Origin of the sequence: Pigmentiphaga sp. GD03639, assembly GCF_029845405.1 — a bacterium.
Classification (GTDB): Bacteria; Pseudomonadota; Gammaproteobacteria; order Burkholderiales; family Burkholderiaceae_B; genus Pigmentiphaga; species Pigmentiphaga daeguensis.
The window spans coordinates 46,405-62,678 of record NZ_JAOCLR010000027.1 but is presented as its reverse complement, the minus strand read 5'-3'; the positions used below and the strand labels follow the sequence as shown (position 1 = coordinate 62,678).

Genomic DNA, 16,274 nt, shown 5'->3' with positions numbered 1-16,274 from the left:
GATCGCCGAGCCGCCGGAGCGACAGCTCTACCTGAGTCTTAGCAGCGTTACTGACAGTCCGCTTTTATGATCATCAACGATGCCTTTTCCCTGAATGATCGCTCCGTCAACTCCTTCTGCTTTCGTGCGATATCGATGAACATCCGGAAACCGTTCGGACCCGGATATTCCCGTGCGTCCGATCCTGGTCGCGCACGCCCAACTACTGCCCAGAGGCCCGCAATCTGCCTCGACCCAATAGCCTTCGTATTCTTCCCGTCTCATGTTGCCTCCGGGTAATGAACGCAGCGAGTGACCAAGCCCGAGCGAGGTCAGCTTCCATTTCCACCGTCGGACTGAAGGCGGTCCCGTTGGCGCGCATCCTCATCGCGCTTGTCTTGATCCGATTTGGACATATCGTCCGCATCCTCGTTGGGTTGGGGTTGTGCTTGAGGAACTTCTTTCTCGACCGGCTTATCCGTCTCAGTAGGCTTGCTGCCTAGAGTCCAGTTGGACCGCTTAAAGAGTGAAGAAAGTTCGTTGGTTTTCATGCTGGTACCTCGGTCGTTTCATGGCGGTTCACCATGTCTTCACCATACGCGGGTGGCATTGAATAACCTACGCCTCATTTGAAACAGATCGAGGGAGAAAGGAGAGACAACGACGGGTCCGGTCTTGCGTCAGCTGCGCAGGCTTCAGCTCTTTCAGCCGGGAGAGGGGAAGCGGGGGCGGTATCGCATATCATGCCCCGCTCGTGGATAGATCGGTTATGTGGCTCATGGCCATCAGCTTGGGGCTGCATGGATATACAGTGTACCCATACCGCGGCATGCTGATCTGCGGGGATGCTTCACCGTTCCGCGTTCATGCTGTCTTGCGCAAAGGCACGACAGTCGCTGGCGACCGGAAACCTTCCGGGTTCGGCAGCCACGCCTCGGGGTCGCCGAGTATCTTAGTAAGGTGTTCGCCCAGCAGATCGAATGCTGCCTTCCGCTGGGGCATCATCTTCTGGCGCTGGTACGTACGAGTGACCTTCTTTGCCTCCCGGTGGTTCAGGCATCGATCGATCACCTCGCTCGGCACGCCGGCCTCGCCCATGATAGTGGAGGCGGTGCGCCGTAGGTCGTGCTGCGTCCAGTGGCCACCAGGCAGGTCGAGAACCGTTGCGTTCTTGCGGCCCTTAACCGGCTTTGCCCTCGTCTGCCGGTCGGTCAAGCGCCGAGTGACCTCCTTTTCTGAAACATGTGTGCCTTCCTTTCGGCCCTCGAAGACATACTTGTCACCGGCAATGAACTCGAGCCGTCTCCAAACGGCCATTGCAAAGCTACTCAGGTGGACGACGTGGGCCTCGTCGTTCTTCGCGATCGCGGCGAGTATCAGCCATTGAGCCCTGACCTTGGAAACGTCTCGAGGTTGCATCGAAGCGATCTCAATGGCGCGGCCGGCTGTTGCAAGAGTCCACCATATCGCCAGCTCGGTACGGATCGGAAGCACCCGGCGCTTGGCGACGTAATACCGCGACCCTCCCTCCGGCGGCTTGGCCAGCGCATCGCGCACCATGACCAGTTCCTCATCCGACAGAACTCGATCGCCCTCATTGTCGGTGCCGCCGGCGTCCTTTCTGGTGATCGCCGCAGTGGGGTCGCCCTGCATCCACTCTCGCGCGACCGCGAAGCGGAACATCTGTCGCAGTTCCCCCAGCACGAGGTTGGCGGTACGCATTTTGCCGCCATCGCGAGCGCCATCGATGCTCTTCATGATCTGGCCCCGCCGGACCTGAAAGAGCGGGATGGAGCCGATCTGCGGCCCGACGTAAATGTCGTACCGACTTTGAATCGATGCCCGGTCGTTCTCGTTGGTGCGGTTCCTCTCGACGTGTTTCTCGAACCAGACCTTGAACAGCTCACCGACCGTGGCCGGAGCCTGCTCGCCTTCTTTGTCGAGCAAGGCGCCCGCGCCGGCCGGGTCAAGGCCCTTCGCTATCAATGAACGGCGCTCGGCAGCTTTGGTCCTCGCGTCCTGCAAGGACAGGTCCGGGTATGACCCCAGATACACCCGAGGGCGCTTTCCTGTGACCGGGCTGACGAGGCGGACCGCCCACAGCTTTGACCCATCCGGGCGCACGCGCAGCGCCAGGCCTCCACCGTCGGTCAGCTCGTATTCTTTCGTGCGCGGTTTTGCGGTTAAGATCGCCCGGTCCGTGAGCTTATTCGTTGCCATGCCAGATCGTCAGATAGCCTCGTAGTGGACCAATAGTGGACCACCGTGCAGCGGCTTAAGGCAACCCATGCCGAACCATCCCGAACTGAATTCCCGAATAACCCTTTGAAAACAAACAATAAAAAAATTATCCGCGAACTGTCGCGAACCATAGCAAACACATGTCAACTTGCTTTGGGAGCAGAGGGTCGCGAGTTCGAATCCCGCCGCCCCGACCAATGAAATCAAGGCCTTAGACGCTTTCACGCGTCTAAGGCCTTTGTCTTGTCCGGCTGGTGGGTAAACCAATGGGTACATCGCCGCGAAAACATGGGCTGGCTGGCGGACCGCCGCAAAGGAAGTCCAGAGGCGCACGCCCGGTTCGCAGACTGAGTCGTCAACGGTCTCCCCACACCTCCCGTGCCGTCTCCAGCACCAGCTTCAGCTTGTCGCGCTGGGCCGCCACGGCGATGTCATTGCCGTGCACCGTACTGGCAAAGCCGCACTGCGGCGACAGCGCGAGCTGTTCCAGTGGTGCATGGCGCGCGGCCTCGTCGATGCGGCGTTTCAAGTCGTCCTTGGACTCCAGTGCGCCGAACTTCGTGCTGACCAGGCCAAGCACGGCGATCTTGCCCTTGGGCAGGAAGCGCAACGGCCGGAAGTCGCCGCTGCGGTCGTCGTCGTATTCCAGGAAGTAGGCGTCGACGTTCATCTCGGCCAGCAGGGCCTCGGCCACCGGCTCGTAGCCGCCGCTGGCGGCGAAGGTGCTCTTGAAATTGCCCCGGCACAGGTGGATGGCCAGGACCATGCCTTCGGGCTTGTAGGCCGCGACCTTGTTGATGAACCGGGCGTAGCGGTGCGGCAGTTCGTCGGGATCGTCGCCCCGGCCGGAGGCGGCGGCGCGCATGCGGGCGTCGCACAGATAGGCCAGGTTGGTGTCGTCGAGCTGCACGTAGCGGCATCCGGCGGCCGCGAGCGATTTCAGTTCATCGCCGTAGGCGCGGGCGACGTCGTCGTAGAAGTCGGGATCGAGTTCGGGGTAGTGCTTCGCGCTGATGCCGGCGCGGCCGCCGCGGAAGTGCAGCATGGTCGGCGATGGGATCGCCACCTTGCCGACGCTACCGGGCGACAACTGGCCTTGCAGGTATTCGAAGTCGGCGCGCTGGATGTCGGCCACGTGGCGCACCTTGTCGACCACGCTGATGACGGGCGGCGCGAGTTCGATCTTGCCGTCGGCGCGCTGCACCGCGACCGGCTCGCCGCTGGACACGCCGCCCAGCCGGCGCAGGAAGTCGACGTGGAAATAGGTCCGGCGGAACTCGCCGTCGGTGATGCTTTTCAGGCCGACGTCTTCCTGGAACCTGACGATTTCGGCGATGGCGCGGTCTTCGACGCGCCGCAGTTCCTCGGCCGTGATCTCGCCCTTGGCATGGCGGTCGCGCGCCTGGATCAGGTAAACGGGGCGCAGAAAGCTGCCGACGTGGTCGGCGCGGAACGGGGGGTTCAGGGGCAGGCTCATGTTCTTACCTCGCTTGCTGGCGCAGGATCCGGGCGGCGGCCACCATGTTGGTCAGCGCGGGGATGACCTCGGCCCACTGGCGGGTCTTCAGGCCGCAGTCCGGGTTGACCCACAGGCGTTCGGCCGGCACGCGCTCGGCCGCCTTGCGCATCAGTTGCACGATATGCGCCTCGGTCGGGATGTTGGGCGAATGGATGTCGTAGACGCCGGGCCCGATCTCGTTCGGGTACTTGAAGTCGTCGAAGGCATCCAGCAGTTCCATGTCCGAGCGCGAAGTCTCGATGGTGATCACGTCGGCGTCCATGTCGGCGATGGCGTGGATGATGTCGTTGAACTCCGAATAGCACATGTGGGTATGGATCTGGGTCTCGTCGCCCACGCCGTTGGCGGCGATGCGGAACGATTCAACCGCCCAGTCCAGGTATTCCCGCCATTGCGCGCGGCGCAGCGGCAGCCCCTCGCGCAGCGCGGCCTCGTCGATCTGGATCACGCGGATGCCGGCACGCTCCAGGTCCTGCACTTCGGCGCGGATGGCCAGCGCAAGCTGGCGGCACGACACCGAGCGCGGCTGGTCGTCGCGCACGAAGGACCAGTTCAGGATGGTGACCGGGCCGGTCAGCATGCCCTTCATCGGCTTGTCGGTCAGCGACTGCGCGTACCTGATCCATTCGACGGTCATCGCCCGGGGACGGCTGATGTCGCCGAACAGGATGGGGGGCTTCACGCAGCGGGACCCGTAGGACTGCACCCAGCCGAACTGGCTGAACACATATCCTTCGAGCTGTTCGCCGAAGTACTCGACCATGTCGTTGCGTTCGGCTTCGCCATGCACCAGCACGTCCAGGCCCAGGGCTTCCTGCTCGCGCACGCTGCGGCCGATCTCGGCCCGCATGGCGGCCAGGTAGCCGGCCTCGTCCAGCGCGCCGGCCTTGTACTGGCTGCGCGCCTGGCGGATCTCGGCGGTCTGCGGGAATGAACCGATGGTGGTGGTCGGGAAGGCCGGCAGCTTCAGCAGGGCGGACTGCTTCGCGGCCCGTTCGGCGTAGGCATGCTGTCGCCGTCCCATGTCGGCCGTCAGGCTCGCGACGGCTTTCTTGACGGTCGGATTGTTCACGCGCGGCGATGCCCGCCGCGCCTCGATCGCGGCATGATTGGCGGATAACGCCGCCTGCGCCGCGGCACGCCCCTCGCGCAGCGCTATCGCCAGCACGTTGAGTTCGTCGAGTTTCTGCAGCGCGAAAGCCAGCCACTGCTTGACCTCGGCATCCAGCTTCTGTTCGCTGTCCAGGTCCACCGGCACGTGCAGCAGCGAGCAGGACGGCGCGATCCACAGGCGCTCGCCCAGCTGCGCGGCCACCGGCACCAGCCAGTCCAGCACGCCATCCAGGTCGGTCTTCCAGATGTTGCGGCCGTTGATCACGCCCAGCGACACCACGCGATCGGCCGGCAGGCCGGCGATCAGCGGCTCGACTTCCCCGCGCGCGTTGACCGTGTCCAGGTGCACGCCCTGCACGGGCAGTTCGCACACCAGCGGCAGGTTCTCCTGGAGCTGGCCGAAATACGTGGCCAGCAGCAGCTTCACCGGGCCGCCGGCGAACGCGGCATAGGCGGTGCGGAAGGCCTCGCGCCAGGCGGGAGCCAGTTCGGTGACCAGCACCGGCTCGTCGATCTGCACCCATTCGGCTCCCTGAGCGGCCAGCGTGGCCAGCAGTTCGACGTACGCGGGCAACAGGCGCGGCAACAGCGCGAGCTTGTCGGAGTCGTCCTTGGCCTTGCCCAGCCACAGGTAGGTGACCGGGCCGATGACGACCGGCTTGCCCTTGACGCCTTGCGCGCGGGCCTCGGCCAGTTGTTCGACGTAGCGCGAGGCGTCCAGCTTGAACGTCGTGTCGGCCGTGAACTCGGGGACGATGTAGTGGTAGTTCGTATCGAACCACTTCGTCATTTCGCCGGCGGCAACCCCGCCGCAGCACGCGGCATGTTCTTCCGCGGCCCCGGCCGAGCGGCCGCGCGCGACGCGAAAGTAATTGTCCAGCGCATCGCCATGAAAGCCTTGCACGCGCGCCGGCAGGTTGCCCAGCGTGAAGCTCATGTCCAGCACCTGGTCGTAGAACGCGAAATCGCCTACCGGCGCCAGGTCCAGGCCCTTCTGGCTGGCCCAGTTCAACTGGCGCAGCCTCGCGCCGAGCGCCTTCAGCTCGTCGCGCGAGGACTCGCCCCTCCAGTAGCGCTCGAGCCCGAACTTGAGTTCGCGCTTGGCGCCGATGCGCGGAAAACCTAGGTTGTGAGTGGTGACCATGTGAACTGCCATCCAATGAATGAGTGCGCGAAACGACGCGGGAAGGCAGTCATGATAGGGACATCGATCAATGAAATAAAATGGCATTATTTCATCTATCCATTATATTTATTCATTCATTGCCGGGTACCCCCATGCTCGAACGCATACACCTCGTCATCATCCGGGAAGTCGACCGCCTGGGATCGCTGACCGCCGCCGCCGGCACGCTGCATCTGACGCAATCCGCGCTCAGCCACACCGTCAAGAAGATCGAGCAACAACTGGGCACGCCGATCTGGGACCGCGAAGGCCGCAGCCTGCGGCTGACCCAGGCCGGCCAGTACCTGCTCGCGCTGGCCGAGCGGCTGCTGCCGCAGTTCGAGCACGCCGAGTCGCGCATGAAGCAGTACGCGGCGGGCGAGCGCGGCACCCTGCGCATCGGCATGGAATGCCATCCGTGCTACCAGTGGCTGCTCAAGGTGGTGTCGCCCTATCTGGCGCGCTGGCCCGACGTGGACGTGGACGTCAAGCAACGCTTCCAGTTCGGCGGCATCGGCGCCCTGTTCGGCTACGACATCGACATCCTCGTCACGCCCGACCCGCTCAGGCGCCCTGGCCTGCGCTTTGATCCGGTGTTCGATTACGAGCAGGTGCTGGTCGTGGCGGAGAACCATCCCTTCGCCACGCTGCGCTACGTCAAGCCCGACCAACTCGCGGACGAGACGCTGATCACCTACCCGGTCGAGACCGACCGCCTCGACATCTACAACCAGTTCCTGCGCCCCGCCGGCGTCGCGCCGCGCCGGCACAAGACCATCGAGACGACGGACATCATGCTGCAGATGGTGGCCAGCAACCGCGGAGTGGCGGCCTTGCCGCGCTGGCTGGCCGAGGAATACGCCGACCGCATGCCCGTGGCGAGCGTGAAGCTGGGCAAGGACGGCATCGCCAAGCAGATCTTCCTGGGCACGCGCGAGGCCGACGCCGGCATCGACTACCTGGCTTCGTTCGTGGCCTACGCGCGGGGGTCGATGGCGCAGGCGCCGCGTCCGCGACGCTGATCGCGACGGCGGGGCGGTATCGCCGACTGGACCGGAAAGTGTTACAAGATGCTTCCGAAATAATCAACAAGAGGACAGTCGCATGCCCGCCCCCAATCTCCCGGCTTTCCGCATCTTCGCGGCTCGCCTGCGATCGGCATTCGCCGTCGCGGCGCTGGCCTTGCTCGTCGTCAGTTGCGGGGGGTCCGGCAGCCAGCCGGCCGCCAAGGCGGACATCACCCTGCTCGTCTACATGATGGGCACCAACCTCGAAAGCGAAAACGGCGCGGCCACCGGCAACATCGCCGAGATGCAGAGCGTCGCGCCCAGTGACCGGGTGAACGTCGTGCTGACCTCCGGCGCCGCCGACAAGGATGGCTGGCGCACCGTACAGCGCAAGCGCGTACGCGGCCAGCAGGTCGAATTGCTGGACGACCTGGGCGCCGTGGACATGGGCAGCGCCCAGACCTTGCGGGACTTCCTCGCCTGGGGCATGAAGACCTACCCGGCCGAACGAACCATGCTCGTGCTATGGGACCACGGCGGCGGCCCCAACCGGGGCATAGGTTCCGACCCGTTCACCAACAACGCGCTGTCGCTGGACGACATACGCGGCGCGCTGGCCCCCGCCACCCAGGCTTCCGGGCGCAAGCTCGCCCTGGTAGGCTTCGATGCCTGCCTGATGGGCTCGGTGGAAGTCGGGCAGGCCCTGGCTCCCTATGCGGACTACATGATCGCGTCGCAGGAGCTCGAGCCCGGCACCGGCCAGGACTGGGCCGCGCTGGTGTCGCACCTGACCCGGTCCCCCACGGACAGCACCGAAGCCTTCGGCCGCACCATCGTCGACGCTTTCATCGCCAAGCAGCTGAAGGAAGATCCCGCGGCCGAAGCCACGCTGTCGCTGGTGGACCTGAGCCGGATAGGCGAAGTTGGCGCCGCGCTGGCCGACATCGGCGCCACGCTGAACGGGCAACTGGCCGCCGACCCGGTGCAGACCTGGCTGGACATCGCCGAGGCCCGCGCCAAGGCATTCATCTTCGGCTCGGTCCTGCTGTCCCCCGGCCCCGCGGAACTGGTCGACCTGCGCATGTTCGACTGGAACGGCATCAGGCTGGCCGACGGACAGCGGGAAAGACTGACGCAAGCCCTGGAGCGCGCGGTGGTCCACCAGAAGCACACCGCGGCCTTCTCCAACCTGGCCGGCCTGACGTTCTACCTGCCGCAGCGCGTCGCCGAGACATCGGCCGACACGAAGACCTACGCCTCGCTGGCCTTCCTGCCCGAGGCGCAGCGCGGCTTCATCCGGCAGCATTCCGACGTCGGCACCGACAATACCAAGCTGCCGCTGCCCACCGTCGGCGCCATCGACTGGCACGATGGCTCGCCGACCGCCCCGACCTCGGTCGACGCGCCCTTGAATGCCGTGGACCGGGCGCTCGTGGCCCGCGATTTCGCCGCGGTCCAGGACGCTTCCGGCTGGATCACCGCCATCAAGCCGCTGACGGACAGCACCGTCGACAAGCTTGTCGATCCGTCTTTCATGCAAGGCTGGTTCAACCTGGACGACGCCGGCACGCCCATCTATTTTTCCGCGCTTCCCGACGGCATGCGCTTTGCGGTCGACGCTCCCGAGAACTTCCTGATTCCCGTCACGCTGCACATTCCCCCGCCCAGTGACGCCGATGATGACGACAACCTGCAGCGGGGCCTCCTGATCGTATCGGACGCCGCCGAACCAGGCGTCCTGCGCATCACCGGGTTCCTGAGCGCACTGGCGAACAACAACTCCGCCGGGGTGGCACGCCCCCAAGGCCTGCCGGAGAATGCCCGCGCGCAACCCCTCTGGCTGGTGCAGGACGAGAACGACCTCGGCCACTGGATCGCGCCGCCAGCCGCCGCCGACGTGCCGTTCGTGCCCATCACCCCGGGCCAGCGGATCTCCCGTGGAACGCGCGAGCCGCTGCCCGCGGGTGCCAAGGCTCGCCTGGGCATCGTGGACGTGCGGGGCTGGATCAGCCTGAATCCGCTTATCTATTGAACGTGGCGACGCTCGGGGGGCAGCCCGGGTGGGAAGGCGGCTGCCACCGGCCGCCCGCGCGGCGCGACCGGTTCCTTGGGCGGATACCGGCGCGCGGAGCCGGAAGGCTCAGCCGAAACGGCCGGTGATGTAGTCTTCCGTCGCCTTCTTGGTCGGCTTGATGAAGATCTGGTCCGTCACGCCGAATTCGACCAGTTCGCCCAGGTACATGTAGGCGGTGTAGTCGGAACAGCGCGCCGCCTGCTGCATGTTGTGGGTAACGATGACCACCGTGTAGTCGTTCTTCAGTTCGGCGATCAGTTCCTCGATCTTGGCCGTGGAGATCGGGTCCAGGGCCGAGCACGGTTCGTCCAGCAGCAGGACCTCGGGCTTGATGGCGATGCCGCGCGCGATGCACAGGCGCTGCTGCTGCCCGCCCGACAGGCTGTGGCCGCTCTGGTGCAGCTTGTTCTTGGCTTCTTCCCACAGCGCGGCCTTGGTCAGGGCCCATTCCACCCGCTCGTCCATCTCGCCCTTGCTCAGGTTCTCGAACAGGCGCACGCCGAAGGCGATGTTGTCGTAGATGCTCATCGGGAACGGCGTGGGCTTCTGGAACACCATGCCGACCTTGGCGCGGATCAGCGAGATGTCCATCTTCGAGGTCAGCAGGTTCTCGCCGTCCATGTTGATCTGGCCTTCCGCGCGTTGCTCGGGATAGAGCTCGAACATGCGGTTGAAGGTGCGCAGCAGCGTCGACTTGCCGCAGCCCGACGGACCGATGAAGGCCGTGACCTGCTTCTCGGGAATCTGCATGCTGACGTTTCGCAGGGCGTGGAATTTCCCGTAGTAGAAGTTCAGGTTCTTGACTTCCAGCTTGGGATTCGAAATGTTGACGATGTTTTCCATGGCGTGTCCGGTTTGTCGCGGGCGTCAGGCGGCCTGTTTGCGGAACATGATGCGAGCAATGATGTTGATGGCCAGGACCAGCAGCGTGATCAGCGTCGCGCCGGCCCAGGCCAGGCGCTGCCAGTCGGCGAAGGGGCTCATCGCGAACTGGAAGATCGTGACGGGCAGGTTGGCCATGGGAGCGTTCATGTTGAACGACAGGAACTGGTTGTTCAGCGCGGTGAACAGCAGCGGCGCGGTCTCGCCGGCGATGCGGGCCACGGCCAGCAGGATGCCGGTGACGATACCCGAACGCGCGGCGCGATAGCACACCATGGTGATCATCTTCCAGTGCGGGCAGCCCAGCGCGATGCAAGCCTCGCGCAGGCTGTTGGGCACCAGCTTGAGCATGTCGTCGGTGGTGCGGACCACGACCGGGATCACGATCACGGCCAGGGCCAGCGTGCCCGCCCAGCCCGAGAAGTGCTGGATGCGCGCGACGAACACGGTATAGATGAACAGGCCGATCACGATCGACGGCGCGGACAGCAGCACGTCGTTGATGAAGCGCGTGGCCGGGGCCAGCCAGCCGCGCTGGCCGTACTCGGCCAGGTAGGTGCCGGCCAGGATGCCGATGGGCGTGCCGATCAGCGTGCCCATGCCGGCCATCATGACGCTGCCCAGCAGCGCGTTGAGCAGGCCGCCGTTCTGCCCCGGAGGAGGCGTGATCTCGGTGAACAGCGCGGGCGATATCGCCGCGGCGCCCTTGGACAGCAAGGTCAGGATGATCCAGAACAGCCAGAAGAGACCGAACACCAGGGCGACCGCCGACAGGGTCAGCATGACCTTGTTGGTCAGCCGGCGGCGGCGGTAGACGGAGTTCTGCATGGTGATGACGGACATCGCGGCTCCTTAGGACCGGGCGCCTTCGCTCTTCGCCAGGCGCAGCAGCAGGAGCTTCGAGCAGGCGAGCACGATGGTGGTGATGAGGAAGAGGATCAGGCCCAGTTCGATCAGCGCCGACAGGTGCACGTCGTCGGAGGCTTCGGCGAATTCGTTGGCCAGGGACGAGGCGATCGAGTTGCCCGGCGCGAACAGCGAGCCGGACAGCCGGTAGGCGTTGCCGATGACGAAGGTCACGGCCATGGTCTCGCCCAGCGCGCGGCCCAGCCCCAGCATGATGCCGCCGACCACGCCGACCTTGGTGAACGGCAGCACCACGCGGGAAACGACTTCCCAGGTGGTCGCGCCCAGCCCGTAGGCCGACTCCTTCAGCATGGCCGGCACGAGTTCGAACACGTCGCGCATCACGGCGGTGATGAAGGGAATGATCATCACCGCCAGGATGATGCCGGCGGTGAAGACGCCTATGCCGAAGGCCGGCCCCTGGAACAGGATGCCGGCCCCCGGAATGTTGCCCAGCGTGGCGATCAGGAAGGGCTGCACGTACTGCTTGAACAGCGGGGCGAAGATGAACAGGCCCCACATGCCGTAGATGATGGAGGGAATCGCCGCCAGCATTTCGACGGCGGTGCCCAGCGGCCGGCGCAGCCAGGTGGGCGACAGCTCCGTCAGGAAGAGCGCGATGCCGAACGACACCGGCACCGCGATCAGCAGCGCGATGGCCGAGGTGACGAGCGTGCCGACGATGGGCACCAGCGCGCCGTATTCATTGTTGACCGGGTCCCATTCGGAGGACCACAGGAACGAGACGCCGTATTTCTCGAGCGTGATCTGGCTGCCCAAGACCAGCGACACCAGGATGGCGGCCAGCAGGCTCAGCACGGCAAAGGCGAAGAACCGGGTCAGGTTCTTGAACAACGCGTCCATGGCCGCGTTACGGTTTTTCTTCATCGGGGGCGTATTCCCGGTAGTAGTCGGCTCGGAGGAAGAATTTCCTCGAATCTCGCCCGAAATGTTATCAAGGACCGCGCTCATGGGAGTTTCCGGAAAGGGAGACAGGTCGACCCCGGGGGCCAGGAGACGCGAAAAACGGGGCGGACGACTCCGCCCGGCCCCGTTTCACGCCACTATGGCACCTCGGCGGATCAGTACAGCGACTTGCCGCTGGCGTCCTTGATGTCGGACTTCCACAGCGAACGGATCTGCGTCGTCACCGCGTCGGGCAGCGCCACGTAGTCCAGTTCCGAAGCGGACTTCTTGCCGTTCTTGAAGGCCCAGTCGAAGAACTTCAGGACTTCGGCGCCTTGCGTCGGCTTGTCCTGAGCCTTGTGCATCAGGATGAAGGTGGCGCTGGTGATGGGCCAGCTCTTCTCGCCCGGCTCGTTGTTCAGGATCACGCCCATGCCCGGCGCGCTCTTCCAGTCGGCATTCGCGGCGGCGGCGGCGAAGGCGGCCTCTTCCGGCTGGACGAACTTGCCGTCCTTGTTCTGGACCTGGCCGTGCGCCAGCTTGTTCTGCTTGGCGTAGGCGTATTCGACGTAGCCGATGGCGCCGGGGAACTGCTTGACGTAGTTGGCGACGCCTTCGTTGCCCTTGCCGCCCTGGCCGGCGGGCCACTTGACGGCCTTGCCTTCACCCACGGACGACTTCCAGTCGGCGGAAACCTTGGACAGGTAGTTGGTCCAGCCGAAGGTCGTGCCCGAACCGTCCGAGCGGTGGACGACGATGATGTCGGCGGCAGGCAGGTTCACGCCGGGGTTCAGCTTGGCGATGGCCTCGTCGTTCCACTTCTTGACCTTGCCCAGGTAGATGTCGGCCAGCAGCGCGCCGGTGAACTTCAGTTGGCCGGGCTGGATGCCTTGCAGGTTGACCACGGGGACGATGCCGCCGATCACGGCCGGGAACTGGACCAGGCCGTTCTTGGCCAGGTCTTCACCGCTCATCGGATCATCCGACGCGCCGAAATCCACGGTCTTGGCGATGATCTGCTTCTGGCCGCCGCCCGAACCGATGGACTGGTAGTTCACCGTGTTGCCCGTGGCAGCCTTGTAGTCCGAGGCCCACTTGGCATAGATGGGATAGGGGAACGACGCGCCGGCACCGGTGATGTCGGCAGCGTGCGCGGACAACGCGGCAACGCCCAGCACGACGCCCACCGACACTTGCTTGAATACGAGTTTGAACATTTGCAGGTCCTCTGCTTTGTGGGAGGTAAAACTCACGACGGCGTCAGATTACGTAGCAAATATGACATGACCATGACAGCACACATGACGGTCATGGAACTGGATATGTAGAATCATTAACGATTCTCATTCATAAAAAAATGATGCCTGCTCCCGTGCCCGAACAATGGCATGTCCCCGCGATGACCGCCTCGCTGTCCATCAGCGGTGGCATATTGCGCATGGATCAAGACCAGGCCATTACCGAGCAGAACGACGCCGGCTTGAAGCTGGTCCTGCTGCTGGGCGGGGAGCTGCGTTATTCGATGCAAAAACACCGCCAGATAGGCCTCAAGGGCCCCGCGGTCCACCTCAGCCTGAGCCGCAGCCCGTTCATGGTCAGCCATGCCTTCCATGCCGCCTCGCCGCTGCACTACGTGGCCGTGCGCATGCCCGAGGAAGCGCTGCAGGAAGGCCTGGACCTCGACATCGGACGGCATGCCCGCCAGCGCAACGGCACCGACACCCCGTTTTTCCTCGACCGGCAGGCCAACCGGATCCTGCAGGCCCTGGGCCGGCAATTGCTGGCCTGCCCCCTGCGCGGGAACCTGCGTGATCTCTACCTGGCCGGCAAGGCGCTGGAATTGACCGCCACCGTGCTGGCCGGCCTGGAACTGATTCCCGCCGCCAGCCCGGCCCAGGCCGATGCGCTCATGCTGTCGCCGCGCCAGCTCGACGCGCTGCACGAGGCCCGCGCGCGGCTGCTCGAACAGCTTTCCGATCCGCCCGGCCTGGCGGCCCTGGGTCGCCAGGTCGGCCTGAACGTCACGACGCTGACGCGGGGGTTCCGGGCCGTGTTCGGCTGCAGCGTCTATCAATTCGTGCGCGACCAGCGTCTCGAACTCGCCTATCGCATGCTGGCCGCCGGCCGATGCACCGTGGCCCAGGCCGCGTTTGCCGCCGGCTACAGCGATTCGCATTTCTCCAAGGCTTTCCAGAAACGTTTCGGCATCGCGCCGCGCGGACTGCGCCGCTAGCCCGCGGATACGCCCGATCGCCAGATTGATACCGGCAACCGCCAATTCGTCCCCGGCGCCCTCCCTAGAATTGTTGAGATTGATTCTCAATTCAAGAAAGGGAGAGGGTCTCCGTGGATATCCGCAAGCCATTTCATTCCCGGCCTGGCGCCTTCCGACCCGGCCCGGCCCGCACCGCGCTGGCCTCGGCCATCATGCTGCTGGGCGCCGGTGTCCATGCCCAGGCCGTCCCCGAGCCGCCGGCCAGCATGCTGCCCGCGGTGACCGTCACCGGCGGCGCGGACACGCCGTCGTCCTTGCTCAAGACGTCGCAGTCCGCCAAGGAAACGCCGCAGTCGATCACCGTCATCGACCGCGAGCGCATGCAGCAGCAGAACCTGCAGACGCTGGAGGAAGTGCTGCAGCAGGCGCCCGGGATCACCGTCCAGCCCTATCAGCAGCTCACCACGGGCTACTACGCCCGTGGCTTCAAGATCGACTCCTTCCAGCAGGACGGCGTGCCCGTGCTCATGGGCCAGACGGCCAGTGCGCCGGAAGACATGGGCATGTACGAACGGGTGGAAATCGTGCGCGGCGCCAACGGCCTGCTCCAGGGCACGGGCAACCCGGCCGCCACCGTCAACCTCGTGCTCAGGCGGGCGCCGCGGCGGTTCGAGGCGCGCGGCGCGCTGACCGCCGGCAGCTGGAACCGCTACCGCGCCGAAGCGGACGTGGGCGGCCCGGTGAACGAAAGCGGCAGCCTGCGCGCAAGGCTGGTGGCCAGCCATGAGGACCGCGATTTCTTCTACGACGTGGCAGGCCAGAAGTCCACCAATCTGTACGGCACGGCTGAACTCGACCTGGGCCCCGCCACCGTGCTGTCGGTGGGTGTCCATCACCAACGCATCCGTTCCATCACCAACATGGCCGGGGTTCCCTTCTATCGCGACGGCCGCGATATCGGCCTGCCGCGCTCGACCTACCTGGATGTCGCCTGGGACCGCTTCGACTGGGACAACACGCGGCTGTTCGCCGGCCTGGAGCATGCGTTCGACAACGGCTGGACCGCCAGGCTCAACGTCAACCACCTGACGGGCGACGCCGACCTGAAATATGCCGGCGCCAATGGCGCGGTCGATCCCGCGACGGGCACCGGTCCGCGCCTGACCGGCGGCGCCTATGAATTCGAGAACCGCCAGACCAGCGCCGACGGTTACCTGAACGGCCCCTTCACCTTGTTCGGCCGGCGGCACGAGGCGCTGGTCGGGATCAACCACCTGCGCACCAGCACCGAGCAGTTCTCCGCCAGTTTCCTGGCGCCGATCGGCGTGCCGGTGGACGTATGGAAATGGGATCCGCGCAGCGTGCCCGAACCGGCGGTCGGTCCCTACGCGTCGCGCGGGCCGACGCGCATGGTCCAGTCGGGCATCTATGCGATGGGCCGGTTTTCGCTGGCCGATCCTCTCAAGCTGATCCTGGGGGGACGGGTGAGCCGATGGAAGCAGGACACCGCCTCCGCCAGTTCCCGGCTCAGCAGCGAGTTCACGCCCTATGGCGGCCTGGTCCTTGACATCACGCCGCAGTGGGCGCTCTACGCCAGCTACGCACAGGTCTTCCAGCCCCAGACACAGACCACGTGGGAGGGCGGCATGCTGGATCCGGTCCAGGGAAGCAACCGGGAAGTCGGCATCAAGGGCGGCCTGCTGGAAGGGCGGCTGGATGCCAGCCTGGCCCTCTTCAACATCCGGCAGCGCAACCGCGCGCAGACCGACCCCGCGCATCCTTGCGCGGGCGCGGTCTGCTACTACATCGCTGGCGGCGAAGTCGAGAGCCGCGGGATCGAGGCGGAAGTCAACGGCCGGGTCATGCCGGGGCTGGACCTGTCGCTGGGCTATACCTACAACGCCACGGAGTACCTGAAGGATGCTCAGTCGCAGGGACAGCCCTTCGCCCGCTTCACGCCCAAGCACATCTTCAGGCTCTGGACGAATACCGTACTGCCCGGAAACGATGGCCGGCTCAGCGCGGGCGTGGGCATCCAGGCGCAAAGCGCCTACACCGTGCAGTCCGGCGGCGTGACCCTGCGCCAGGGCGGCTATGCCCTGGCCAGCCTGCGGATCGGCTACCGCATCAACAAACACATGAGCGCGGCGCTGCACGTCAACAACCTATTCGACCGGCGCTACTACCAGAGCCTGTCCGGCACCAGTTGGAACAACCGCTACGGCGAACCCCGCAGCGTGGCGCTGACGCTGCGCATGGAGTACTAG

12 protein-coding genes are annotated in these 16,274 nt (G+C 65.2%); 4 read left to right on the top strand and 8 right to left on the bottom strand.

The window, feature by feature from the left end:
- Window positions 1–311 precede the first annotated feature (311 nt).
- The 4 genes from N5K27_RS22920 to metE form a co-directional block, all read right to left on the bottom strand.
- On the bottom strand, window positions 312–530 hold the full coding sequence (locus tag N5K27_RS22920; RefSeq protein WP_279819207.1) for a hypothetical protein: 219 nt from the start codon (window positions 528–530) through the stop codon (window positions 312–314).
- Window positions 531–843: 313 nt separating this feature from the next.
- A complete protein-coding gene (locus N5K27_RS22915; protein WP_279819205.1) occupies window positions 844–2,199 on the bottom strand; it encodes a site-specific integrase in 1,356 nt (451 codons plus the stop codon).
- A gap of 376 nt (window positions 2,200–2,575) precedes the next feature.
- A complete protein-coding gene (locus tag N5K27_RS22910; RefSeq protein ID WP_279819203.1) occupies window positions 2,576–3,697 on the bottom strand; it encodes a 5-methyltetrahydropteroyltriglutamate--homocysteine S-methyltransferase in 1,122 nt (373 codons plus the stop codon).
- A gap of 4 nt (window positions 3,698–3,701) precedes the next feature.
- A complete protein-coding gene (gene metE, locus N5K27_RS22905; RefSeq protein ID WP_279819200.1) occupies window positions 3,702–5,996 on the bottom strand; it encodes a 5-methyltetrahydropteroyltriglutamate--homocysteine S-methyltransferase in 2,295 nt (764 codons plus the stop codon).
- Window positions 5,997–6,130: 134 nt separating this feature from the next.
- On the opposite strand from metE, the gene N5K27_RS22900 reads away from it, so the two are divergent.
- Both N5K27_RS22900 and N5K27_RS22895 read left to right on the top strand, forming a co-directional pair.
- On the top strand, window positions 6,131–7,039 hold the full coding sequence (locus N5K27_RS22900) for a LysR family transcriptional regulator (protein ID WP_279819197.1): 909 nt from the start codon (window positions 6,131–6,133) through the stop codon (window positions 7,037–7,039).
- 82 nt (window positions 7,040–7,121) lie between these two features.
- Window positions 7,122–9,056 (top strand): clostripain-related cysteine peptidase, encoded by a 1,935-nt coding sequence (locus N5K27_RS22895; protein WP_279819195.1) that lies wholly within the window; start codon window positions 7,122–7,124, stop codon window positions 9,054–9,056.
- 108 nt (window positions 9,057–9,164) lie between these two features.
- On the opposite strand, the gene pstB is transcribed toward N5K27_RS22895, so the two are convergent.
- The 4 genes from pstB to pstS form a co-directional block, all read right to left on the bottom strand.
- Window positions 9,165–9,941, bottom strand: a complete 777-nt coding sequence (gene pstB, locus N5K27_RS22890) for a phosphate ABC transporter ATP-binding protein PstB (protein WP_087839698.1) — start codon at window positions 9,939–9,941, stop codon at window positions 9,165–9,167.
- 24 nt (window positions 9,942–9,965) lie between these two features.
- Window positions 9,966–10,823, bottom strand: a complete 858-nt coding sequence (pstA, locus tag N5K27_RS22885; protein ID WP_243724434.1) for a phosphate ABC transporter permease PstA — start codon at window positions 10,821–10,823, stop codon at window positions 9,966–9,968.
- Window positions 10,824–10,832: 9 nt separating this feature from the next.
- Complete coding sequence (pstC, locus tag N5K27_RS22880) at window positions 10,833–11,858, bottom strand: phosphate ABC transporter permease subunit PstC (protein WP_279819190.1); 1,026 nt, start codon at window positions 11,856–11,858, stop codon at window positions 10,833–10,835.
- Window positions 11,859–11,968: 110 nt separating this feature from the next.
- The gene (pstS, locus tag N5K27_RS22875) at window positions 11,969–13,009 is read right to left on the bottom strand and encodes a phosphate ABC transporter substrate-binding protein PstS (RefSeq protein WP_087839700.1); all 1,041 of its coding nucleotides are present in this window, start codon (window positions 13,007–13,009) and stop codon (window positions 11,969–11,971) included.
- Between the two features lie 140 nt (window positions 13,010–13,149).
- On the opposite strand from pstS, the gene N5K27_RS22870 reads away from it, so the two are divergent.
- Window positions 13,150–14,025: an AraC family transcriptional regulator gene (locus tag N5K27_RS22870; protein ID WP_132979347.1), complete on the top strand. Its 876-nt coding sequence runs from the start codon at window positions 13,150–13,152 to the stop codon at window positions 14,023–14,025.
- Between the two features lie 113 nt (window positions 14,026–14,138).
- Window positions 14,139–16,274 carry a TonB-dependent siderophore receptor gene (locus N5K27_RS22865; RefSeq protein WP_347945403.1) on the top strand — a complete coding sequence of 712 codons (2,136 nt, stop codon included), beginning with the start codon at window positions 14,139–14,141 and terminating at the stop codon, window positions 16,272–16,274.

Bases quoted from the DNA above. Each gene is read 5' to 3' on its own strand.
- N5K27_RS22920 (WP_279819207.1), bottom strand. From the start codon at position 530: ATGAAAACCAACGAACTTTCTTCACTCTTTAAGCGGTCCAACTGGACT.
- N5K27_RS22915 (WP_279819205.1), bottom strand. From the start codon at position 2,199: ATGGCAACGAATAAGCTCACGGACCGGGCGATCTTAACCGCAAAACCG.
- N5K27_RS22910 (WP_279819203.1), bottom strand. From the start codon at position 3,697: ATGAGCCTGCCCCTGAACCCCCCGTTCCGCGCCGACCACGTCGGCAGC.
- metE (WP_279819200.1), bottom strand. From the start codon at position 5,996: ATGGTCACCACTCACAACCTAGGTTTTCCGCGCATCGGCGCCAAGCGC.
- N5K27_RS22900 (WP_279819197.1), top strand. From the start codon at position 6,131: ATGCTCGAACGCATACACCTCGTCATCATCCGGGAAGTCGACCGCCTG.
- N5K27_RS22895 (WP_279819195.1), top strand. From the start codon at position 7,122: ATGCCCGCCCCCAATCTCCCGGCTTTCCGCATCTTCGCGGCTCGCCTG.
- pstB (WP_087839698.1), bottom strand. From the start codon at position 9,941: ATGGAAAACATCGTCAACATTTCGAATCCCAAGCTGGAAGTCAAGAAC.
- pstA (WP_243724434.1), bottom strand. From the start codon at position 10,823: ATGTCCGTCATCACCATGCAGAACTCCGTCTACCGCCGCCGCCGGCTG.
- pstC (WP_279819190.1), bottom strand. From the start codon at position 11,858: ATGAGCGCGGTCCTTGATAACATTTCGGGCGAGATTCGAGGAAATTCT.
- pstS (WP_087839700.1), bottom strand. From the start codon at position 13,009: ATGTTCAAACTCGTATTCAAGCAAGTGTCGGTGGGCGTCGTGCTGGGC.
- N5K27_RS22870 (WP_132979347.1), top strand. From the start codon at position 13,150: ATGATGCCTGCTCCCGTGCCCGAACAATGGCATGTCCCCGCGATGACC.